Below are 20,669 nucleotides of genomic sequence, written 5' to 3' on the forward strand. Positions count from 1 at the left end.
GAGACCGGAACGATGAGCACTAGCTTTGCCAATCGCCATGTCGGCCCCGGCCCGGCCGACCAGCGCGACATGCTGAAGACGCTGGGCGTCACCTCGATCGACACGCTGATCGCGCAGGCCGTGCCGAAGTCGATCCGCCTCGAGGGTCCGCTCGACCTGCCGGCGCCTGCCAGCGAGCAGGAAGCGCTCGCCGAGCTCAGCAACATGATGGACAAGAACGTCGTCGCAAAAAGCTTCATCGGCGCCGGCTACCACGGCACGCACGTGCCGCCTGTCATCCAGCGCAATCTCTTCGAAAACCCGGCCTGGTACACGGCCTATACGCCGTATCAGGCCGAGATCAGCCAGGGGCGGCTGGAGATGCTGTTCCATTTTCAGACGCTGGTGACGGAACTGACCGGCCTGCCGGTCGCCTCCTCCTCGCTGCTCGACGAGGCGACGGCGGTATCCGAGGCCGTCGGCATCGCATTTCGCCACCACCGGATGAAGCGTCCGAAGATCTCGATCGCCGGCGCGCTGCATCCGCAGACGCTCGACGTGGTCGAAACGCGCGCCGAGCCGCTCGGCATGGCGATCGGCTGCGATCCCGTCGATGACGAGACGGCGGCGTTGATCGTCCCGTGGCCGGATACGAACGGCGTCTATGGTGACCACAAGAACGAGATCGCGAAGGCCAAGGCCGCCGGCGCGGTCGTCATCTTCGTCGCCGATCCGCTGGCACTCGCGGTCACGCAGACGCCGGCCTCGCTCGGTGCGGAGATCGCGGTCGGCTCGATGCAGCGCTTCGGCGTGCCGATGGGCAATGGCGGGCCGCACGCGGCCTATTGCGCGGTCGAGGACCGGTTCACGCGGCTGATGCCGGGCCGTCTCGTCGGCCAGTCGGTCGATGCCGGCGGGCGCGTCGGCTATCGCCTCGCGCTCCAGACGCGCGAACAGCACATTCGCCGCGACAAGGCGACGTCGAATATCTGCACCGCGCAGGCCCTGCTCGCCAACATGGCGTCCGCCTATGCGGTCTGGCACGGACCGGAAGGCCTGCAGGAAATCGCAAACCGTATCCACGGCTTCGCGGCGCGGCTTCATGCGGGCATGAAGGCAAAGGGCATCGAGGTCGCGGGCGACAGCTTCTTCGATACGGTGACCGTGACGACGAAGCATGCCGAGGCGATCGTCGAAAAGACGATGGAACGGGGCCTTTGGCTGCGCGACTTCGAGGACGGCCGGATCGGCATCAGCTTCGACGAGACCTCGACCGAGGTCGACCTCGCCGCGATCGCCGACCTCTTCGGCGTCAAGCTGCCCGAGGCGGCGGATGCGCGGCTGCCGGGCAAGCGCTCGGGTTCATTCATGAGCCAGCCGGTCTTCCACGAGAATCGCTCCGAGACCGAGATGATGCGCTTCCTGCGCCGTCTCGCCGACAAGGATCTGGCGCTCGACCGGGCGATGATCCCGCTCGGCTCCTGCACGATGAAGCTCAATGCGGCGGCCGAGATGATGCCGGTGAGTTGGGCCGGCGTCGCCAACCTCCATCCCTTCGCGCCCGAAGGCAGCGCCGAGGGCTACAAGGCGATGTTCGACCAGCTCGAAGCCTGGCTGGCCGAGATAACCGGCTTCGACGCCGTTTCGCTACAGCCGAATGCCGGCAGCCAGGGCGAATATGCGGGCCTCCTCGCCATCCGCCGCTACCACCGCGCGCGTGGCGACGAGAAGCGCACCGTCTGCCTGATCCCCTCCTCCGCACACGGCACAAACCCGGCCAGCGCCTCGATGGCGGGAATGGACATCGTCGTGGTCAAGTGCACCGATCATGGCGACGTCGACTTCGACGACCTCAAAGCGAAGGCCGACCAGCATGCCGACAGGCTGGCCGCACTGATGCTGACCTATCCCTCGACACATGGCGTGTTTGAGGAAGGCGTGCGCGACATCTGCGAGATCGTCCACGACCATGGCGGTCAGGTCTACTTCGACGGCGCGAATTTGAACGCGATGGTCGGGCTCGCGCGTCCGGGCGATCTCGGCGCCGACGTCTGCCACATGAACCTGCACAAGACCTTCTGCATCCCCCATGGCGGCGGCGGACCTGGCATCGGGCCCATCGGCGTCAAGGCGCATCTGGCGAAGTTCCTTCCCGGCCATGTGGCGGAAGGTTCGCGCCATGCGGTGGCGGCAGCGCCCTTCGGCTCGGCCTCGATCCTGCCGATCACCTGGATGTACATCCGCATGATGGGTGCGCCGGGCCTGAAGCGCGCGACGGAGCTGGCCATCCTTTCTGCCAACTACATCGCAGAGCGGCTGGAGGCGCACTACCCGGTGCTCTATCGCGGCCGCAACGGGCGCGTTGCCCATGAGTGCATCCTCGACACCCGCATCCTGAAGGACAGCGCGGGCATTTCGGTGGAGGACATCGCCAAGCGTTTGATCGACTATGGCTTCCACGCGCCGACCATGTCGTGGCCTGTCGCGGGAACGCTGATGGTGGAACCTACTGAATCCGAGCCCAAGGCCGAAGTCGACCGCTTTTGCGACGCGATGATCGCCATCGCCGAGGAGGCGGCGAAAGTGGCCGGGGGCAAGTGGCCGAAGGACGACAATCCGCTCGTCAACGCCCCTCACCCGGCGATCGACGTGATGGCGGCGGAGTGGGCGCACCCCTATTCGCGGATCGAGGCGGCCTTCCCGGCCGGCGATAAAAACATGGCGTCGAAATACTGGCCGCCCGTCTCGCGCATCGACAATGTGGCGGGCGACCGCAACCTCGTCTGCTCGTGTCCGCCCATGGAGGCGCTTGCAAGCTAACTTGCCAGCCGCACGATTTCGACACGGTTGCGGCCTGAGTTCTTGGCCGCATAGAGCGCCTCGTCTGCCCGCTCGATCAGCGTTTCGACTCCCGGCCGCGTATCGTCGCCGAAGACGATGCCGGCGCTGGACGTGCAGCGGAAGGAGCAGCCCTTGGCCGTGAAGTTTTCGGCGGCGAGCATGGCGCAGACGCGGCGGACGGTCGCCGCGGCCTGGTCGTCCGTCACGCGCGGCATGACGAGCACGAACTCCTCTCCGCCCAGGCGCGCGGCGACGTCGCGCCCGCGCTTTGCCTGATCGAGAATGCGCGCAAAATCGCAGAGCACCGCATCGCCCGCGGAATGTCCGTGCGTGTCGTTGACGCGCTTGAAATGGTCGAGATCGAAGATCGCGACGGCCGCGAAGGGTCCGAAGGTCTGGCCGGCCGTCGTCTGCTCAAGACCGCGACGATTGAGAAGGCCGGTCAGCGGATCGGTGATCGCGTCTGCCTTGTGCGACTGCGCAAGTCGTGTCTGATCAAGCGCGATCGACAACGCGCCGGCGCCGGTCATCGCAAGGATGGCAACGACGATGTTCACGCGCTCGGCCCAATTTTCCGGGACGCCGCCGAGCGTCCATTGCTGGCCGTAGAGCAGCACGAGGCCGCAAGCGGCAAACGAGAGCGCGGTCAGATGATAAATCGAGGCCATCAGCGTCAGTGCTGCCGGCGCTTCGCGGCGATGGCTGAAATAGACGTGACCGGACATGGTCAGGAGGATCGCAGCTGCGAAATTCTGGACGATGAAGGCAACGCCGTCGTAGCCCAGCGCCAAGGGCGGCAAGGCAAGACCAAGCGAAATCACTGACGTGATCGCGACGCGGTTCAGCGAAGGGTTCTGCTGCACGAACTGGTGTGCGGCGCCGTGGATGATCGACAGACCCAAGGGCAGGAGTGCGACGACGAAAGCGCCGATGAAGGGATGCGGGTTCTCGGCATAGATTGTATAGGCCAGAACGTGAGCGACCAGCGTGAGCACGCCGAGCGACCACGTCAGCTTGAAGGAATCGCGCTTGGCCGTGAGCCAGAAGCCCATCATGGTCGCGGCGAGGCAAATGCCGGAAATCGCGCTGGCAAGCAGTAGAGATGCGTAGTTGACTGTCACTGCCCACCTCCTTGCCGCTCGCTGACGGGCGATGCTTTAACTGTGAAACGTTTTTATTGAATTACCTTCCCTGCCGCGACGCGGGATTTGTCGTCTGACTTGCCTGTGGACGAATCGGGAACGCGCCCCTTCATTTTTGCCGCGATCTCCTGCATTAGAAGGCCCCCGGCTATGATGACAGCCCTGCGAGCACGATTCATCTGATTCGCGAACGGACCAACCTGCCGCCATGGACGACAACAACGACCTCTTCGGCGACCTCGCCGCCACAACGCCGGCCAAGCCAGCGGCGCGTCGCGCCGATCCCATCGTGGCTGCGGCTAAGCGTGCGGCAACGCCTGCGGCTGTTGCGCCGAAGGATGCCAGCGACGGTTACAGTGCCGCCGACATCGAGGTGCTGGAAGGTCTGGAGCCGGTGCGCCGCAGGCCCGGCATGTATATTGGCGGCACCGACGAAAAGGCGCTGCACCACCTCTTCGCCGAAGTGATCGACAATTCGATGGACGAAGCGGTGGCCGGCCACGCCACTTTCATCGAGGTCGAGCTTTCGGCCGACGGCTTCCTGTCGGTGACCGACAACGGGCGCGGCATTCCGGTCGACCCGCATCCGAAATTCAAGGACAAGTCCGCCCTCGAAGTCATCATGACGACGCTGCATGCGGGCGGCAAGTTCGACTCCAAGGTCTACGAGACCTCGGGCGGTCTGCACGGCGTCGGCGTTTCGGTGGTGAACGCGCTCTCCGATGATCTGGAGGTCGAGGTCGCGCGCGGCCGCAAGCTCTACCGCCAGCGCTTCTCGCGCGGCATCCCGCAGGGTGGGCTGGAATTTCTTGGCGACGTGCAGAACCGGCGCGGGACCAAGGTGCGCTTTCACCCCGATGCGCAAATCTTTGGAAGCAATGCGCGGTTCGAGCCTGCGCGGCTCTACAAGATGGCGCGTTCCAAGGCTTACCTGTTCGGCGGCGTCGAAATCCGCTGGTCGTGCGACCCAGCGCTGATCGGCGATAAGGACAAGACCCCCGACAAGGCGACGTTCCATTTCCCCGGCGGGCTGAAGGACTATCTCCTCGCTTCGCTCGGCACCGAATATCAGGTCACGCGTGAGCCATTTGCGGGCAAGAGCGAGAAATCCGGCGGACACGGCTCGCTCGAATGGGCCGTCACCTGGCATGGCGGCGACGGTTTTCTGAACTCCTATTGCAACACGATCCCGACACCCGAAGGCGGCACGCACGAGACGGGCTTGCGCAATGCGCTGTTGCGCGGCCTGCGTGCCTATGCCGAACTCACCGGCAACAAGCGCGCCTCGATCGTCACCTCCGAGGACGTCATGATCTCGGCGGCCGGCATGCTGTCTGTCTTCATCCGCGAGCCGGAATTCGTTGGTCAGACCAAGGACAGGCTGGCGACCGGCGAAGCGCAGCGCATCGTCGAAAACGCCGTGCGCGACCCGTTCGACCATTGGCTTGCCGACAATCCGCAGGAAGCCTCCAAGCTTCTGGAATGGGTCATCGCGCGTGCCGACGAGCGCGTGAAACGGCGCCAGGAAAAGGAAGTCAGCCGCAAGAGCGCGGTACGCAAGCTGCGCCTGCCCGGCAAGCTTGCCGATTGCACGCAGAACGCGGCGGCCGGCGCCGAGCTTTTCATCGTCGAGGGCGATTCGGCCGGCGGCTCGGCCAAGCAGGCGCGCGACCGCGCAAGCCAGGCCGTGCTGCCGCTACGCGGCAAGATTCTGAACGTGGCGAGCGCAGGCCGCGAGAAGCTGACCGCCAACCAGCAGATCGCCGACCTGATCCAGGCGCTTGGCTGCGGCACTCGATCGAAATATCGCGAAGAGGATTTGCGTTACGACCGCGTGATCATCATGACAGACGCGGATGTCGACGGGGCGCATATCGCCTCACTGCTGATCACCTTCTTCTATCAGGAAATGCCGGAGCTGGTGCGCGGCGGGCATCTCTACATGGCGGTACCGCCCCTCTACAAGCTGACGCAGGGCGGCAAGACGATGTATGCGCGCGACGACGCGCACAAGGATGAACTGATGCGCACCGAGTTCACCGGGCGTGGCAAGGTCGAGCTCGGCCGGTTCAAGGGTCTCGGCGAGATGCTGGCGAGCCAGCTCAAGGAGACGACCATGGACCCCAAAAAGCGCACGCTGCTGCGCGTCGAGGTCCAGGAAAACGAGGACGCAACGAAGGCGTCTATGGATGCACTGATGGGCACCAAGCCCGAATTGCGCTTCCGCTTCATCCAGGACAATGCCGAGTTCGCCGGGGAACTCGATATCTAGGCGGCGATCCGTACGGATTCGGTAGCCGCAGATCGCATCGCGTCGGCCTGAACCTGACGGAGCAGGCTGATGATCTGGCCAGCCTGCGAAGCATTCTGATCGCCCATCGCGTCGATCATCGCCTGGCTCGCCTCGCGCACGCCAGCGATCCGATCGCCGCGCGCGACGGCCCGCCAGACATGAATGGCACCGACCAGCGGCCGATGGATCGAAGCGGCAAGATGAGCCTTGTCGAAGAGTGCGGTGATCGCGAGATCACGCCCCGACACGAGTATGGTGCGCACGCGATCCTGCGGAACACTCGAGAGGTGCGCGATGAGATGGACGAAGAACTCCATCTTGCCGAGTGCCATGCAGCGCAGGACGAAGGCAGTGGTCAGATGCCCAGCCTCGCGCAGGCGACCGACGAGTTCGCACATTTCCGCAGGGCGGGCGCCCTCGACGAGCGCGATGGTCGAGCGGGCGCAGGCATCGCGCGCGACGCGCGCAGCCCGCTCGGGACCGATCATCGCCTTGACGAAAGGCGACTGGCTCAAGACATCGCCAACCCCGGCGAGAAGCCGGTGGCGGCAATCGACCGGCAGGCGCGCGTGGCGGATCAGGATTTCACGCAGCTCGGCATCTCTGCCGAAGCGCTCGACCATCTGGCGAAAGGCCGACGGCAGAATTTCGGCATCGTCGCTGCGCGCAAGCTCGACCACGGCCTCGCGCGCGCCGAAGGCACAGAGCGTCGCGGTCACGCCGGCGGCAAGCCCTGCCCGCCGCGCGATTACCGCCTGCCCGCGCGTATTGAGCGTTGCGACGAGTTCAACCAGATCGTACTCGGTCAGGAGCGGCGAGCGCAGGAGGATCGGCGCCGCGACGGATGGTTGGTCCTTGGCAAGGTGCAAAACGATGTGGAGCGGAGCGCGGTTGCTGCCGGCGAGCGCGGCCGAGATGGCGGCACGCACGATCGGCGACGGGTCTTCGGCCAGTAGGGTGAGCGCGGAAATGGCTGCGCTGCGGTCCTCGCGCGGCGTCTTGGCGGTGAGAACGGCATTGGCGAGATATTCGGCTGCAGCTGCCCGCTCACTGGCGTGCGTGGAGCGTAGATATGTTTCCGCGATAGCAGTCGTCACGCCCGTCCCCTTCGCAAACTATGCGTGGACGCTAGCTCGAATTGGTTTACGAACGGTTCACCATGTTCTTTAACGCGTCACGTTCGCGATCAGGAGGAGGCCGTTCATGGCAGGACTTTACCTCGAGGAATTCGTGCCGGGGCACGTCATCCGGCACACGCTGACCAAGTCGGTCACCGAGAGCGACAACATGCTCTTTTCGGTCATGACGCTGAACCCCCAGCCGCTGCACATCGATTTCGACTTCGCCGCGAAGAGCGAATGGGGAAAGCCGCTTGTCAATTCGCTGTTCACGCTTGGCCTGATGATCGGCATATCGGTTCACGACACCACGCTCGGCACGACGATCGGCAATCTGGGCATGACGGATACGGTGTTTCCGCACCCCCTGTTCCATGGTGACACGGTGCGGGTCGAAACCGAGGTGAAGAGCGTGCGGCCCTCGAAGTCCAAGGCCGATCGCGGAATCGTCGAATTCGAGCACCGCGCCTATAACCAGAACGACGAGCTGGTCGCCAAATGCACGCGGCAGGCCATGATGCTGAGGAAGCCTGCCTGATGCGCTCGTTGTTGTTCGTTCCCGGCGATTCCGCGCGCAAGCTCGACAAGGCTCTCAATTCCGGCGCCGACGCACTGATCCTCGATCTTGAGGATTCGGTTTCGGCTGCGAACAAGCCGGCGGCGCGCGAACTGACGCGTGACTTCGTCGCGGCGCGGCGGCCTGATGGTCCGTCCCTCGTCGTGCGCGTCAATGATTTGACGACCGGTCTGACCGGCGATGATCTTGCAGCAGTCATGACCGCGCGACCCGACGCGATCATGCTGCCGAAATGCAGCGGCTATGCAGATCTCGAGCATCTGTCGGCGAAGTTGCGCGTCCACGAAGCCGATAACGGCATCGATGACGGGGCGACGCGGATCATCCCCATCATCACCGAAACGGGCGCGAGTGTCCTTGCCGCCTCGACGTATCGAGCCCATGCGCGGCTCGGCGCGTTGACCTGGGGGGCGGAGGACCTTTCCGCCGATATCGGCGCGAGCGCGACGCGGGACGAAGCAGGCGCCTACACGGATGTCTTCAAGCTGGCGCGCGCGGTGACGCTGCTTGCGGCAAGCGCGGCACAGGCGGCTGCGATCGACACGGTATTCCCGAATTTCCGCGACGAGAACGCGTTCTACGCCGATTGCCTCGCCGGCATCCGTGACGGATTCACGGGGCGCATGGCGATCCATCCGGCTCAGGTGCCGATCATCAACGAGGTCTTCACACCGTCCGCCGACGCCATCGCCCATGCGCGCGCGGTGATCGACGCCTTCGCAGCGGCCGGAAACCCCGGCGTCGTCGGCATCGACGGCGCGATGTACGACCGGCCGCATCTGCGGCGCGCCGAGCGCCTGATCGCGCGCGCGAAGGCCGCTGGAATAGCCTAGTCGGCCTTCCAGCGCGGGCGGCGCATGGCGAAGGTTTCGCTGACGCTCGTGTAATCCATGTAGCCGAGGCGGGCGAGATTGCCCGCCTTGATGACGTCAAAGAGACCATTCGTCAGGACGTCGTCGTCAATATAGACCCCGATGACCTCGCCGATGACGACGGTCGCGGCCGACGGTTCTCCGTCGAGACCGACGGGCTGGAAGATCTGCGTCACCTTGCATTCGAGCGCGGCGTGGGCGCGCCCGACGCGCGGCGGTGCAACGAGCGTCGATGGCGCCGTGTGAAGTTTCGCGTAGTCGAACTCGTTCGTGCCGTGGGGCGCATCGACCGCGCTTGCGTTCATCGCCTCGGCCAGATCGCGGCTGGCGAGGTTGATGACGAACTCGCCCGTCGCCCGGGAGTTCAGGACGCTGTCCTTCTCCCCCTCGGACGAGAACATGACCAGGAAGGGCGAGGTCGTCAGTGCATTGAAGAAGGAATAGGGCGCAAGGTTGAGCGCGCCTTCCCCGGACAGGGTCGACACCCAGCCGATCGGCCTTGGCGAGACGATCGCCTTCGATGGGTCGTGCGGCAGGCCGTGCCCGTTTTTGGGTTCGTAGAACATCAGGCATCAGCTCCAAATTCGGTGATCAGCGTGTCGAGATCGGGGCGTGGGCGCTCGAACGCCTCGCCGTCGAACGAGCCGATATGCACGAAGCCGATGACGCGTTCCTGCGGCTTGAGACCGAGGATCGCCCGCCCCTCCTCGACGTCGGAATACCAGTTGGTGATCCAGTTCGCGCCATATCCCATGGCGCTCGCCGCGACGAGAAGGTTCATCGCAACGGCACCGCCGGAGAGGAACATTTCCCATTGCGGAATTTTCGGGTTGTCGCGCGGCACGTGAACGACGCCGACGACGAGTGGCGCGCGCGAAAAGCGTGTGCGCTCCTGCTCGCGTCGCGCATCGGTGAGCGGGCCTTCGCGCCTTTCGGCGAGTTCCGCCAGCTTCTCACCGACGCGTTCGCGAGCGTCGCCACGATAGAGAATGAACCGCCACGGCGCGAGGCGGCCATGGTCGGGCACGCGCGCGGCGATGGTCAGAAGCGTTCTGATCTCGTCATTGGAGGGGCCGGGCGCGTGGAGCTCGGCGATGGGAGCCGACTTCCTGTTGAGAAGGAATTCGATCGTCGAAGACGTCAAATCTCGGTTTCCTCTTCCAAGAGATTGAATTGGCGGGAAGAATGGCGGTCGCACGATCCGCGAATCTGCGCGTCGCCCTTTGCCGGGAGCCTTGAAATTGCCACCGCTTTCGGGTTCAACGCAAGGCATGTTTGCCGTGCCAGACCGTTCACCATGCGACTGATCCGCGCCGTTCTTCTCGCCTGCCTGGCGGGGATAGCACCGGTGCAGGCGCAGGACGGAGATCCGGGCGGCCCCGGAGGCGGCTTAGGTGGCAGCTTCGGCGGCAGCTTCGGTGGCAGCTTCGGTGGCGGTCCAGGACCGGGCGGCGGCCCAGGTCCCGGACCGGGGGGCAATCTTGGCTTCGGCGCACCATCGGGCGGAATGCCGCGACTGGACCTTCCAAACATCACAACGCAGCCGCCCCTGTCGCTGCCGTCGCTCCAGTCGCAGCCTGACGGCGGCTTGGGTGCATTGCCTCAAATCCAGCTTCCTGCCCCGCTGCCGCAGATCGAACTGCCCGGCATCAGCGGCTACGCGGCACCCTCGATCGGCGCACCGCTCGCCATACCCGGTGCGGGGTCCCTGACCTTGTCTGCCAAGCTGACCGGAGATGGCGAAGCGGTAGAGCGCGGCATGGTCTGGCGGGTGTTCCGTCCCGATCCTGGACCGGACGGCAAACTGCCCTTGATCGCCACGGCGCAGGGCGGCACCAGCAATTTCGAGCTCGATCCTGGAAGCTATCTCGTCCACGCGACATTCGGGCGGGCGGGAGCAACCAAGCGCATTACCATCGGCCCGAATGCGCGCGAGGAGCAGTTCGTGCTTGATGCAGGCGGCCTCAAGCTCGACGCGGTGCTTGCCGGCGGCGGCGGCATCCCGTCCGACAAGCTGCGCTTTTCCATCTATGAGGGTGCCGGCGACGCTGCCGGCGAGCGCGCTCTGATCGTGCCGAACGTGAGCCCGCAGGCGGTCGTTCGACTGAACAGCGGCACCTATCACGTCGTTTCGACTTATGGGAACGTCAACGCGGTCATCCGCTCCGACATCCGCGTCGAAGCTGGGCAGTTGACCGAAGCGACGGTCGAGCACAAGGCGGCCGAGATCACTTTGAAACTCGTGCGCGAGGCGGGCGGCGAGGCAATCGCCGACACGTCCTGGGCGGTGCTGACCGATTCGGGCGACATCGTGCGCGAGAGCGTCGGAGCCTTCGCGTCCATGGTGCTTGCGGAAGGCGAATATGTCGCCGTTGCACGCAACCGAGAGCGCCTGTACCAGCGCGAATTCCGCGTGATCGCCGGACGCAACAGCGATGTCGAAGTGATTGCCGACGAGAACGGCGGCGAGCGGGCCCCGGGCAGCGGTGACTAAAGCGCCGGTATTCCGCCGCAGACAGCGGAAGCCGGCTCCTCGCATTCCTCATCAGCAAGATCAAACACGGCGCGATACATGCGCTGGAGAACGGCCTTTCTGTCGCTGCCGAAGGCATCGGCATGAATGACCGGTCCGACGCGGACGTCCATCGGCCGCCCTGTCCGGCGGGTGAATTCGGGGATGAGCATCGCCGTCCGCAAGGTCATCGAGAAGCGGCTCGCGAGATGGAACCAGCGGCTGTTCTGGCCTGCAAAATGCAATGGAATAACCGACGCACCAGCGTCGCGGACGAGTCTTGCCGGGAACATCTTCCATTCGAGGTCGCTTGCCTTGCCGATGACCTTTTGAGCCGTCGCGACGCCACCAGCCGGGAAAACCACGATCGTGACCCCGTCCCTCAAAAGCCGCAGCGCCTCATTGCGAACGGCAAGATTAGCGGCAACGGCCTCGCGGGTCTCGGAAAAGTCGATCGGCAACGCGTAGGACGTCATCTCCGAAATCCGCAGAAGGTCCTTGTGGATCATGACGCGGAACGGGCGGCCGAGGCGCTCTGCCAGCGACAGCATCGCGATGCCGTCGGCTATGCCGAACGGATGGTTGGCGACCATGACCAGCGGCGTATCGGGCAGGCGTGGCGGTGGCCAGACGCCATTGATGCGAAGCTCGATGCCGACCATGCAAAGCATCGCCGAGAAAAGGTCGACGCCGCCCGGCGCGACGTCGCGGCGCCATATGTCGTAGAGTGCGGCGAAGCGCTCGCGCCCCGACAGGTTCTCGATGCTCTCGATCAGAAAACGCTGCAGCCGCCGATGGCCGTGATTGGCGTAGGTGAGCTCTGGAAACAGGCGTTGGCGGCGGATCGCGATCATGGCGGGCAATGTCGCTCGGCGCCATGACAGCCATATGAAACGGGGCGGCCGAAGCCGCCCCGATCCCATCATTCCGCAGCAGCGACCCGTTTCCGGTCCGGCGCAACGGCTTCCTGGCGCAATTGCTCGATCGCGTCTGTCAGCGACAGCGACTGCTGGTCGCGCGAGCCGAGACGACGCATGTTGACCGTCGCCTCCTCCGCTTCGCGCTTGCCGCACACGAGGATGACCGGAACCTTGGCCATCGAGTGCTCGCGGACCTTGTAGTTGATCTTCTCGTTGCGCAGATCCGGCTCGGCATGGATGCCGGCCGCCTTCAGCCTGGCGACGACCGAGTTCGCGTAATCGTCGGCGTCGGACGTGATGGTGGCGACGACGACCTGCACCGGCGCGAACCAGAGCGGGAAATGGCCGGCGAAGTTCTCGATCAGGATGCCGAGGAAGCGCTCCATGGAGCCGCAGATCGCGCGGTGGATCATCACCGGCTGCTTCTTCTCCGAATCCTTGTCGATGTAGAAGGCGCCGAAGCGTTCGGGCAGGTTGAAGTCGACCTGCGTCGTGCCGCATTGCCATTCGCGGCCGATCGCGTCGCGCAGCGTGTATTCGAACTTGGGCCCATAGAAAGCGCCCTCGCCCGGCAGGATACCGGTCTTGATGCGTCCGCCAGACTGCGCCTCGATCTGCTTCAGGACGTCCATCATGACCGATTCGGCGCGGTCCCAAAGCGCATCGGACCCGACACGCTTGTCGGGACGCGTCGATAGCTTGACCACGATCTCCTCGAAGCCGAAATCCTCGTAAACCGAGAGGATCAGGTCGTTGATCTTCAGGCACTCGGCCGCCATCTGCTCGTCCGTGCAGAAGATGTGCGCGTCGTCCTGCGTGAAGCCGCGCACGCGCATCAGGCCATGCAACGCGCCGGACGGCTCGTAGCGATGGACCGTGCCGAACTCGGCAAGGCGGATCGGCAGTTCACGGTAGGACTTCAGGCCGTGCTTGAAGATCTGCACGTGGCCGGGGCAGTTCATCGGCTTCAGGGCGAAGACGCGCTGGTCCTCCGCCTTGGGGTCGGCGGACTGCACCGCGAACATGTTCTCCTTGTACCAGCCCCAGTGGCCGGAAGTCTGCCACAGCGAGGAATCGAGCACCTGCGGCGCGTTCACCTCGTCGTAGTCATCCTCGAGCCGGCGGCGCATATAGGCCGTCAGCTTCTGGAACATGCGCCATCCCTTGGCATGCCAGAAGACGACACCCGGGCCCTCCTCCTGGAAATGGAAGAGGTCCATCTCGCGGCCGAGTCGCCGGTGGTCGCGCTTTTCAGCCTCTTCCAGCATATGGAGATAGGCATCGAGTTCAGCCTGCTCGGCCCATGCCGTGCCGTAGATCCGCGTCAGCATCGGGTTGTTCGAATCGCCGCGCCAATAGGCGCCGGCCACCTTCATCAGCTTGAAGGCATTGCCGACCTGGCCCGTCGAGGCCATGTGCGGCCCGCGGCAAAGGTCGAACCAGTCGCCCTGCGCGTAGATCTTCAGGTCCTGGTCGGCGGGAATGGCGTCGATCAGTTCGACCTTGTAGGCCTCGCCCTTGTCGGCAAAGACCTGCCGCGCCTTGTCGCGCGCCCACACTTCCTTCGTGAAAGGTTTGTTGCGCCCGATGATCTCGCGCATCTTCTTCTCGATGACCGGCAGGTCGTCGAGTGTGAAAGGTGTGTCGCGCGCGAAATCGTAATAGAAGCCGTTTTCGATGACCGGGCCGATGGTGACCTGCGTGCCGGGCCACAGTTCCTGCACCGCCTCGGCGAGAACATGCGCCGCGTCGTGGCGGATCAGTTCCAGCGCGCGCGGATCGCTGCGCGTGATGATCTCGACCGCGCCGTCGCGGGCAAGCGGGTCAGACAGGTCGCGCACCTGACCGTCGAGCGCATAGGCGACTGCCTTCTTGGCCAGCGACTTGGAGATTGAATTCGCGAGATCGGCACCCGTCGCGGCAGCGTCGTACGCGCGAACGGAACCATCGGGAAATGTCAGGGAGACTTCGGGCATCAGATGCTTCCTATCCAGTCCTGCAAACGAGCGCAGGTGGTTGTCGATGACCGCGCGTTTAGCCGATCAATCGGGTACGGACAAGGTCAGGCGGCGTCGCTCTTGCCGCTGATGCGCCACAGTCGCCACGGGGCGTACCATGCCTGGTCGCGGTCGAGGCGTTCAGGTACGAGGTCGATGCCGTGCGTGCCGCCCGGCCCGCAACGCATGACACGAAAGAGCCCCATGAACCCGCCACGCCATAGCCCATGGCGTGCGATTGCCTCGTAGGCGAATTCCGAACAGGTCGGATAGTGCCGGCAGGAATTCCCGACAAAGCCGGACAAGGTGAGTTGGTAGAACCGAACGAAACCGGTCCCGAACAGCCGCCCGGGCGTGCGAGGCCAACGACCGGACCAGTTGCGCGTTTTCGGCACGTTCTCCAAAGCCGTCAGGCCGCCGCGCCAGCGCGCTTTTTCTCGATCTGGTCAATGGCGTCGATGACGGCGTCAAAGGTAAGCATCGTGGAGGCGTGGCGGGCCTTGTAGTCGCGAACCGGCTCAAGGTAGCGCAAATCGGCGAAGCGGCCTTCCGGCGGCGCGCCATTTTCCTTCAGCATGCGGCGCATCGCCTCGCGCACGCTGCGCAATTCATCGGCACGGGCGCCGACGACATGCCGCGCCATGATCGAGGACGACGCCTGTCCGAGCGCGCAGGCCTTCACCTCATGGGCGAAATCGGTCACTTCGTCACCGTCCATCTTGAGGTCGATGGTGACGGTCGAGCCGCAGAGCTTGGAATGGGCAGTCGCACTCGCATCGGCGTCCGGCAGACGGCCGAGCCGTTCGATATTGCCGGCAAACCCTAGGATTTTAGCGTTGTAGACGTCGTCTATCATGGACGTTCCAGTTCTTGATGCCGGGTTCCGGCGGCGTGGCTGAACAATTCGTCGCCGCTGCCATCCCTTTTCATCGGTCGTTGGACGAATATATAGTGGCTGTGCGATTGACCCTACAAGCCGTGAGCGGCATCAGGGGCGACCGCATGCACGCCATTTCGGATCAACGACGAAATTCGTCGCGATTTCCGGGAAAGGCTGTGGTCCGTTCAACTCGTTCCTCCGTAGAGGGGAACTACGGGAGACGCCTTTCATGGACGCTATTGTGAAATCATTCCCCAACCGCGCCGACGCCGAGCAGAAGATCGAACAGCAGCCGCGCCCGACCCAGGCCGAGGTCGAGAGCGCCGTTCGCGTTCTTCTGCGCTGGACCGGCGACGATCCTGACCGCGAAGGCCTGGTCGATACACCCAAGCGCGTCGCCAAGGCGTATCGGGAAATGTTCTCCGGCTACGATCAGGACCCTTTCGAGGAACTGGGCCGCACCTTCGAAGAAGTGGCGGGCTATGACGATCTTGTCCTCATCCGCGACATCCCATTCCATTCGCACTGCGAACATCACATGGTGCCGATCATCGGCAAGGCGCATGTCGGCTATCTGCCGGACGGCAAGGTCGTCGGCCTGTCGAAGATCGCGCGCGTGGTCGACATCTTCGCCCACCGCCTTCAGACGCAGGAGGCGATGACGGCCCAGATCGCGGGCGTCATCCAGGATGCGCTTTCGCCGCGCGGCGTCGCCGTCGTGATCGAGGCCGAGCACATGTGCATGGCGATGCGCGGCATCCGCAAGTCGGGCTCCAGCACAATGACCTCAACCTTCACGGGCAGCTTCCGCGATCATCCCGAGGAGCAGGCGCGCTTCATGATGTCGCTGCGCGATTTTCGCGCGCCCTGATCGTTCCTCCCATCTCAACGGACGCCATGCAGTTCCCATTGCCCCCGACCTCCAAGGCGGCGCTCGAAGAGGGTGACATGCTCGCGCCGCGCTTCGACGCGGCAGGCCTGATCACCGCCGTCGTGACGGATGCGCGCGACGGCATGCTCCTGATGGTCGCCCACATGAATGCCGAAGCACTTGCGCTTTCGCTCGAAACGGGCATCGCGCACTACTGGTCACGCTCGCGCAACCAGCTCTGGAAGAAGGGCGAGACGTCCGGCAACCTTCAGCGGATCGTCGAACTCCGCACCGACTGCGACCAGGACGCGGTCTGGCTTCGCGTCGAGGTGGCCGGACATGACGCGACTTGCCACACGGGCCGGCGTTCGTGCTTCTATCGCAAGGCGGAAGCCACCGATGGCAACGTACGCCTCGTGACAGATGCGGCCCCGAAGTTCGATCCCGACGACATCTACACCAAATAGGTGATTGCACTGGTCCATCGCTCATCTTCATCCTTCGGATACCATATTCAAGTATTATGAGACCGATCTGAGACGGAGCGACCGATGCTCGACTGGGCGTCCTTCATGAGCAAGCCGGATGCGGGGGCGGGCGTTCCGCCTTCCCAGTCTATCCAGCTTCCGCAGAAGCCTGAGCCGATGGGTGTCGCGCTTGCGCTCGGTGGTGGAGCGGCACGCGGCTGGGCGCATATCGGCGTCCTGCGTGCGCTCGACGAGGCGGGCATCCGCATCAACATGATTGCCGGCACGTCGATCGGCGCGCTCGTCGGCGGGTGCTATCTCGCCGGCAAGCTCGACGAGCTCGAGGAATTCGCTCGCTCCCTGACCAAGCGTCGCATTTTCGGCCTGCTCGATTTCAATCTGCGCGGTTCGGGCCTCCTCGGCGGCATGCGCCTGACGGCGCGGATGCAGGAGCACCTCGAAGGCCTGACCTTCGCCGATCTGCCGCGTCCCTTCGTCTGCGTCGCGGCCGAAATCCGCACCGGCCACGAGATCTGGCTGTCGAGCGGGTCGCTGATCACCGCGATGCGGGCGTCCTATGCCCTGCCCGGCGTTTTCGAGCCGGTCGTCTGCAACAAGCGCGTCCTGGTCGACGGCGCGTTGGTCAATCCCGTTCCAGTCTCGGTGTGCCGCGCATACGAGCAGCCGCTCGTCGTCGCGGTGAACCTTCACTATGATCTCTTCGGCCGCGCCGCTGTCATCAAGCATTCGGCCGACATGCCGGAAGACGGCGAGGAAATGGCCGACGGCAAGAAGACACCGCTGATCGTCGACAAAGGCCCGCGCGACCGCGAATCCCGACTGGGAATCACGGGCGTGATGGTCGAGGCATTCAACATCATCCAGGACCGGATTTCGCGCGCGCGTCTCGCCGGCGACCCGCCGGACCTGTCGCTCCAGCCCAAGCTCGGTCATATCGGCCTGACGGAGTTCCATCGCGCCGACGAGTTGATCAAGCTCGGATACGATGCGACGCGCGCGCAGCTTGCCGAGCTCGACCGGCTGCAGAACGTTCTGGCCTAGGTTTTCGCCGCGTCGAGAATCCTGAACTGCACCGAGCGCGAGCCGTTCCAGTAGTTGGACGCGATCGAGCCCGCCACATGCACCGTCTGGCCGCGCGACGTCGCAAGGAAGTGGCCAAGGTCGGTTTCAGCCAACCGGAACGCCATGGCCTGAAGCCGCCCCCCCATTTCCGAAGCGAGTTCCACGCGCAGGTGGCCGGTTCCCACGACGCGCGCGTCGAGGACGCGATGACGCGGCAGGGCAAGGACGGGCTGCGGATGACCGGCGCCAAAGGGGCCTGCGGTTTCCATCGCATCCAACAGGTCGAAGCGCGCGCCCTCGGCCGAAAGGGCTGCGTCGATCTTCAGCGTCTCGCCGTCTCGCAAATCCTTGACCTGGCTGGCCGCGCGCTCCTCAAAGAATGCGCGCAATTCGCCAAGCTTTTCGCGCCGCACCGTGATGCCGGCGGCCATTGCGTGCCCGCCGCCTTTGACGAGCAGGCCGGCATCGACCGCGTCGCGCACAAGGCGGCCAAGATCGAAGCCGGGTACGGACCGGCCTGAGCCGCTGCCAATGCCGTTTGCGTTGAACGAAATGGCGAAAGCCGGCCGCCTTGCATGGTCCTTCAGGCGCGAGGCGAGAAGGCCGACGATGCCCGGATGCCAGTTGTCGCTGACGGCGACGAGCACGCCCGGCCCATCGCCATGGACGAGTTCGGCATCGGCCTGCGCCTTGGCATCGAGAAGCATGACGGCCTCCATCGCCTGCCGCTCCTGGTTCAGGCGGTCGAGCGTCTCGGCGATCGTGCCAGCCTCGACCGGATCGTCGCAGGCCAGAAGCTTCGAGCCCAGCGCGGCATCACCAATGCGCCCGCCCGCATTGATGCGGGGGCCGATGACGAAACCGAAGTGGAAGACGTTGAGCGGCTCGCCGATCTTCGAAACCCGCGCAAGCGCGGCGATGCCTGGATTGCCGAGCCGCCGCGCCGCAGCCAGCCCCTTGACCACGAAGGCCCGGTTGACGCCGATGAGCGGAACCACGTCGCAGACCGTCGCCAGCGCGACAAGATCCAGCATCGACAGGAGATCCGGCAGATCCGTAAGGCCGCGCGCCCGCAGGATGCTTGTCACGCGCACGAGCGTGACGAAGACGACGCCGGCAGCGCACAGATGCCCCTGCCCCGACAGATCGTCTTCCCGGTTCGGATTGACGACGGCAATGGCGGACGGCAGCGGCCCGCCGACCTGGTGGTGGTCGAGAACGACGACATGCGCGCCCGCCTCGTTCGCGGCATCGACGGAGGGCGCGCTGTTGGTGCCGCAATCGACCGTCACGATCAGCCGCGCCCCCCGCGCGACGAGATCGCGCATGGCATCGGGGTTCGGGCCGTATCCCTCGAAGATGCGATCGGGAATGTAGATTTCGGCCGGAACGCCGAAATGCGCGAGATAGCGCTTCATCAGTGCCGAAGAACAAGCACCGTCGACATCGTAGTCGCCGAAGATTGCGACGGGTTCTCGGCGCTGGACCGCGTCGGCGATGCGCTCGGCGGCCTTGTCCATGTCCGTCAACGACGAGGGATCGGGAAGGAGGTCGCGGATGGTCGGGTCGAGAAAGCGCGGCGTATCGTCGAGCCCGACGCCGCGCGCGGCAAGCACGCGCGCAACGATGTCGGGCACGCCATGCGACTGGGCGATGGCGAGCGCGATGTTCTCCTGGCGCGGATCGAGCCGGTGTTCCCAGGCCAGTCCCCGCACCGACCGGCGCACGTCGAAGAAGTGCCGCCGCTCCAGGGTCAAGGTTCTGCCCGGCACGCCATCAGCCGGCACGCTCGATGCGGATGACTTGCGGCGTGTCGACGAGGTGGCCATCCTTCGTCACCCCGTCGATCGCCTTGCGCACGGCCGCTTCCGTCGTCTCATGGGTCACGAGGATGACGGTCTTGCGGTCGCTACCGGTATCGCGGTCGGAGTGCTGGACGATCGATTCCAGCGAAATGTCGTTGTCGGCCATGCGGCGCGCCAGCCCAGCAAAGACGCCGGTACGGTCGTAGACGGTCAGTCGGATGAAATAGCCGCCGGCATGAGCGCGCATCTTCGCCTTCTTGCAAGGGGCCAGCTCCTTGGCCGGGCGGCCGAAGACCGGGCCGTGCTGGAAGCCGGGGCGGCTCTTGGCGATATCGGCGATGTCGCCAATGACGGCGGAGGCGGTGGCATTGCCGCCGGCGCCTGGGCCGGACAGGAGCAGTTCGCCAAGGATATCGGTCTCGATTGCCACGGCGTTGGTAACGCCATGGACCTGCGCGATCACAGATGCGGTCGGGACCATCGTCGGATGAACGCGCTGCTCGATCCCGGTTTCGGTCTTCTGCGCGACGCCGAGAAGCTTGATTCGGTAGCCAAGCTCCGACGCGGCGCGGATGTCGGCCTGCGTGATATTCGAGATGCCTTCCATGTAGATGTCGTCGGCGGCGATCTTCGTGCCGAAGGCAAGACTGGTAAGGATCGCGAGCTTGTGGGCGGTGTCGTTGCCCTCGATGTCGAAGGTCGGGTCGGCTTCGGCATAGCCCAGGCGCTGGGCGTCCGCGAGGCAGTCCTCGAACGATATGCCTTCGGCTTCCATGCGCGTGAGGATATAGTTGCAGGTGCCGTTCAAAATGCCGAAGACGCGCAGCACCGTATTGCCGGCAAGCGATTCGCGCATCGTCTTGATGACCGGAATCCCGCCGGCGACTGCCGCCTCATAGTTCAGGAGGACGCCGCGCTTTTCGGCTGCGTCAGCGAGAGCGAGGCCGTGCTTGGCGAGGAGCGCCTTGTTCGCGGTGACGACGTGATGGCCGGCATCGAGCGCGGCCTTGACGGCTTCGCGGGCCGGTCCTTCATTGCCGCCGATCAGTTCGACGAAAACGTCGATGTCCTTCGATTTGGCGAGCGCGACCGGATCGTCGAACCACTCCATGCCGTCGAGCGAAATCCCGCGGTCCCGAGACCTGTCGCGCGCGGCGACGGCGACGATCGAGATCGGCCGGCCACACTGGCGGGTGAGTTCAGCCGCCCTCTCGGTGACCAGCCGGACGACCGAAGCGCCGACAGTGCCTAATCCGGCGATACCCACGCGCAATGCTTCGCTCATGCCCCCGACCGTCCTTTCAGTATTCTG

Annotated in this window: 18 protein-coding genes; 8 read left to right on the forward strand and 10 right to left on the reverse strand. The window is 64.8% G+C overall.

Features of this window, described 5'->3' with window-relative positions:
* Positions 1-12 precede the first annotated feature (12 nt).
* Positions 13-2,799, forward strand: coding sequence for an aminomethyl-transferring glycine dehydrogenase (gcvP, locus tag GTK01_RS02300; RefSeq protein ID WP_252924225.1), 2,787 nt, complete (start codon positions 13-15; stop codon positions 2,797-2,799).
* Here gcvP and GTK01_RS21030 read toward each other — a convergent pair.
* Positions 2,796-3,941, reverse strand: a complete 1,146-nt coding sequence (locus GTK01_RS21030) for a diguanylate cyclase (RefSeq protein ID WP_252924226.1) — start codon at positions 3,939-3,941, stop codon at positions 2,796-2,798. The genes gcvP and GTK01_RS21030 overlap by 4 nt on opposite strands.
* 229 nt (positions 3,942-4,170) lie before the next feature.
* On the opposite strand from GTK01_RS21030, the gene parE reads away from it, so the two are divergent.
* Positions 4,171-6,234, forward strand: coding sequence for a DNA topoisomerase IV subunit B (gene parE, locus GTK01_RS02310; protein ID WP_252924227.1), 2,064 nt, complete (start codon positions 4,171-4,173; stop codon positions 6,232-6,234).
* Here parE and GTK01_RS02315 read toward each other — a convergent pair.
* The gene (locus GTK01_RS02315; protein ID WP_252924228.1) at positions 6,231-7,352 is read right to left on the reverse strand and encodes a DUF2336 domain-containing protein; all 1,122 of its coding nucleotides are present in this window, start codon (positions 7,350-7,352) and stop codon (positions 6,231-6,233) included. The two genes, parE and GTK01_RS02315, sit on opposite strands and share 4 nt — an antisense overlap.
* A gap of 106 nt (positions 7,353-7,458) precedes the next feature.
* Between GTK01_RS02315 and GTK01_RS02320 the strand changes: the two genes are divergently transcribed.
* On the forward strand, positions 7,459-7,911 hold the full coding sequence (locus GTK01_RS02320) for a MaoC family dehydratase (protein ID WP_252924229.1): 453 nt from the start codon (positions 7,459-7,461) through the stop codon (positions 7,909-7,911).
* A complete protein-coding gene (locus GTK01_RS02325) occupies positions 7,911-8,783 on the forward strand; it encodes a CoA ester lyase (RefSeq protein ID WP_252924230.1) in 873 nt (290 codons plus the stop codon). The genes GTK01_RS02320 and GTK01_RS02325 overlap by 1 nt, the downstream gene beginning before the upstream one ends.
* Here GTK01_RS02325 and GTK01_RS02330 read toward each other — a convergent pair.
* Positions 8,780-9,388 (reverse strand): flavin reductase family protein, encoded by a 609-nt coding sequence (locus GTK01_RS02330; RefSeq protein ID WP_252924231.1) that lies wholly within the window; start codon positions 9,386-9,388, stop codon positions 8,780-8,782. The two genes, GTK01_RS02325 and GTK01_RS02330, sit on opposite strands and share 4 nt — an antisense overlap.
* The gene (locus tag GTK01_RS02335) at positions 9,388-9,966 is read right to left on the reverse strand and encodes a nitroreductase (protein WP_252924232.1); all 579 of its coding nucleotides are present in this window, start codon (positions 9,964-9,966) and stop codon (positions 9,388-9,390) included. The genes GTK01_RS02330 and GTK01_RS02335 overlap by 1 nt, the downstream gene beginning before the upstream one ends.
* Before the next feature lie 153 nt (positions 9,967-10,119).
* Between GTK01_RS02335 and GTK01_RS02340 the strand changes: the two genes are divergently transcribed.
* Positions 10,120-11,316, forward strand: a complete 1,197-nt coding sequence (locus GTK01_RS02340) for a hypothetical protein (RefSeq protein ID WP_252924233.1) — start codon at positions 10,120-10,122, stop codon at positions 11,314-11,316.
* Here GTK01_RS02340 and GTK01_RS02345 read toward each other — a convergent pair.
* The 4 genes from GTK01_RS02345 to GTK01_RS02360 all read right to left on the reverse strand — a co-directional run bounded on the left by GTK01_RS02345 (position 11,313) and on the right by GTK01_RS02360 (position 15,107).
* Positions 11,313-12,188, reverse strand: a complete 876-nt coding sequence (locus GTK01_RS02345) for a lysophospholipid acyltransferase family protein (RefSeq protein WP_252924234.1) — start codon at positions 12,186-12,188, stop codon at positions 11,313-11,315. The two genes, GTK01_RS02340 and GTK01_RS02345, sit on opposite strands and share 4 nt — an antisense overlap.
* Before the next feature lie 68 nt (positions 12,189-12,256).
* Positions 12,257-14,230, reverse strand: a complete 1,974-nt coding sequence (gene thrS / locus GTK01_RS02350) for a threonine--tRNA ligase (protein WP_371924241.1) — start codon at positions 14,228-14,230, stop codon at positions 12,257-12,259.
* An 86-nt stretch (positions 14,231-14,316) separates the two neighbouring features.
* Positions 14,317-14,646 carry a membrane protein insertion efficiency factor YidD gene (gene yidD, locus GTK01_RS02355; protein ID WP_371924243.1) on the reverse strand — a complete coding sequence of 110 codons (330 nt, stop codon included), beginning with the start codon at positions 14,644-14,646 and terminating at the stop codon, positions 14,317-14,319.
* 14 nt (positions 14,647-14,660) lie between these two features.
* A complete protein-coding gene (locus GTK01_RS02360) occupies positions 14,661-15,107 on the reverse strand; it encodes an iron-sulfur cluster assembly scaffold protein (RefSeq protein WP_252924236.1) in 447 nt (148 codons plus the stop codon).
* A gap of 253 nt (positions 15,108-15,360) precedes the next feature.
* On the opposite strand from GTK01_RS02360, the gene folE reads away from it, so the two are divergent.
* The 3 genes from folE to GTK01_RS02375 all read left to right on the forward strand — a co-directional run bounded on the left by folE (position 15,361) and on the right by GTK01_RS02375 (position 17,531).
* Positions 15,361-16,002: a GTP cyclohydrolase I FolE gene (folE, locus tag GTK01_RS02365; protein ID WP_252924237.1), complete on the forward strand. Its 642-nt coding sequence runs from the start codon at positions 15,361-15,363 to the stop codon at positions 16,000-16,002.
* Between the two features lie 26 nt (positions 16,003-16,028).
* On the forward strand, positions 16,029-16,469 hold the full coding sequence (hisI, locus tag GTK01_RS02370) for a phosphoribosyl-AMP cyclohydrolase (RefSeq protein ID WP_252924238.1): 441 nt from the start codon (positions 16,029-16,031) through the stop codon (positions 16,467-16,469).
* Positions 16,470-16,646: 177 nt separating this feature from the next.
* On the forward strand, positions 16,647-17,531 hold the full coding sequence (locus GTK01_RS02375; RefSeq protein WP_371924259.1) for a patatin family protein: 885 nt from the start codon (positions 16,647-16,649) through the stop codon (positions 17,529-17,531).
* Here GTK01_RS02375 and recJ read toward each other — a convergent pair.
* Positions 17,528-19,381: a single-stranded-DNA-specific exonuclease RecJ gene (gene recJ, locus GTK01_RS02380; RefSeq protein WP_371924244.1), complete on the reverse strand. Its 1,854-nt coding sequence runs from the start codon at positions 19,379-19,381 to the stop codon at positions 17,528-17,530. The two genes, GTK01_RS02375 and recJ, sit on opposite strands and share 4 nt — an antisense overlap.
* Positions 19,329-20,642, reverse strand: a complete 1,314-nt coding sequence (locus GTK01_RS02385) for a homoserine dehydrogenase (protein ID WP_252924240.1) — start codon at positions 20,640-20,642, stop codon at positions 19,329-19,331. The genes recJ and GTK01_RS02385 overlap by 53 nt, the downstream gene beginning before the upstream one ends.
* Positions 20,643-20,669: the final 27 nt, after the last annotated feature.

It is taken from the genome of Aliihoeflea sp. 40Bstr573 (assembly GCF_024105655.1).
GTDB lineage: Bacteria > Pseudomonadota > Alphaproteobacteria > Rhizobiales > Rhizobiaceae > Aliihoeflea.

Bases quoted from the DNA above. Each gene is read 5' to 3' on its own strand.
- GTK01_RS02360 (WP_252924236.1), bottom strand. From the start codon at position 15,107: ATGATAGACGACGTCTACAACGCTAAAATCCTAGGGTTTGCCGGCAAT.
- folE (WP_252924237.1), top strand. From the start codon at position 15,361: ATGGACGCTATTGTGAAATCATTCCCCAACCGCGCCGACGCCGAGCAG.
- thrS (WP_371924241.1), bottom strand. From the start codon at position 14,230: ATGCCCGAAGTCTCCCTGACATTTCCCGATGGTTCCGTTCGCGCGTAC.
- GTK01_RS02325 (WP_252924230.1), top strand. From the start codon at position 7,911: ATGCGCTCGTTGTTGTTCGTTCCCGGCGATTCCGCGCGCAAGCTCGAC.
- gcvP (WP_252924225.1), top strand. From the start codon at position 13: ATGAGCACTAGCTTTGCCAATCGCCATGTCGGCCCCGGCCCGGCCGAC.
- GTK01_RS02340 (WP_252924233.1), top strand. From the start codon at position 10,120: ATGCGACTGATCCGCGCCGTTCTTCTCGCCTGCCTGGCGGGGATAGCA.
- GTK01_RS02345 (WP_252924234.1), bottom strand. From the start codon at position 12,188: ATGATCGCGATCCGCCGCCAACGCCTGTTTCCAGAGCTCACCTACGCC.
- GTK01_RS02330 (WP_252924231.1), bottom strand. From the start codon at position 9,388: ATGTTCTACGAACCCAAAAACGGGCACGGCCTGCCGCACGACCCATCG.
- recJ (WP_371924244.1), bottom strand. From the start codon at position 19,381: ATGGCCACCTCGTCGACACGCCGCAAGTCATCCGCATCGAGCGTGCCG.
- GTK01_RS02385 (WP_252924240.1), bottom strand. From the start codon at position 20,642: ATGAGCGAAGCATTGCGCGTGGGTATCGCCGGATTAGGCACTGTCGGC.
- GTK01_RS02320 (WP_252924229.1), top strand. From the start codon at position 7,459: ATGGCAGGACTTTACCTCGAGGAATTCGTGCCGGGGCACGTCATCCGG.
- parE (WP_252924227.1), top strand. From the start codon at position 4,171: ATGGACGACAACAACGACCTCTTCGGCGACCTCGCCGCCACAACGCCG.
- GTK01_RS02375 (WP_371924259.1), top strand. From the start codon at position 16,647: ATGGGTGTCGCGCTTGCGCTCGGTGGTGGAGCGGCACGCGGCTGGGCG.
- hisI (WP_252924238.1), top strand. From the start codon at position 16,029: ATGCAGTTCCCATTGCCCCCGACCTCCAAGGCGGCGCTCGAAGAGGGT.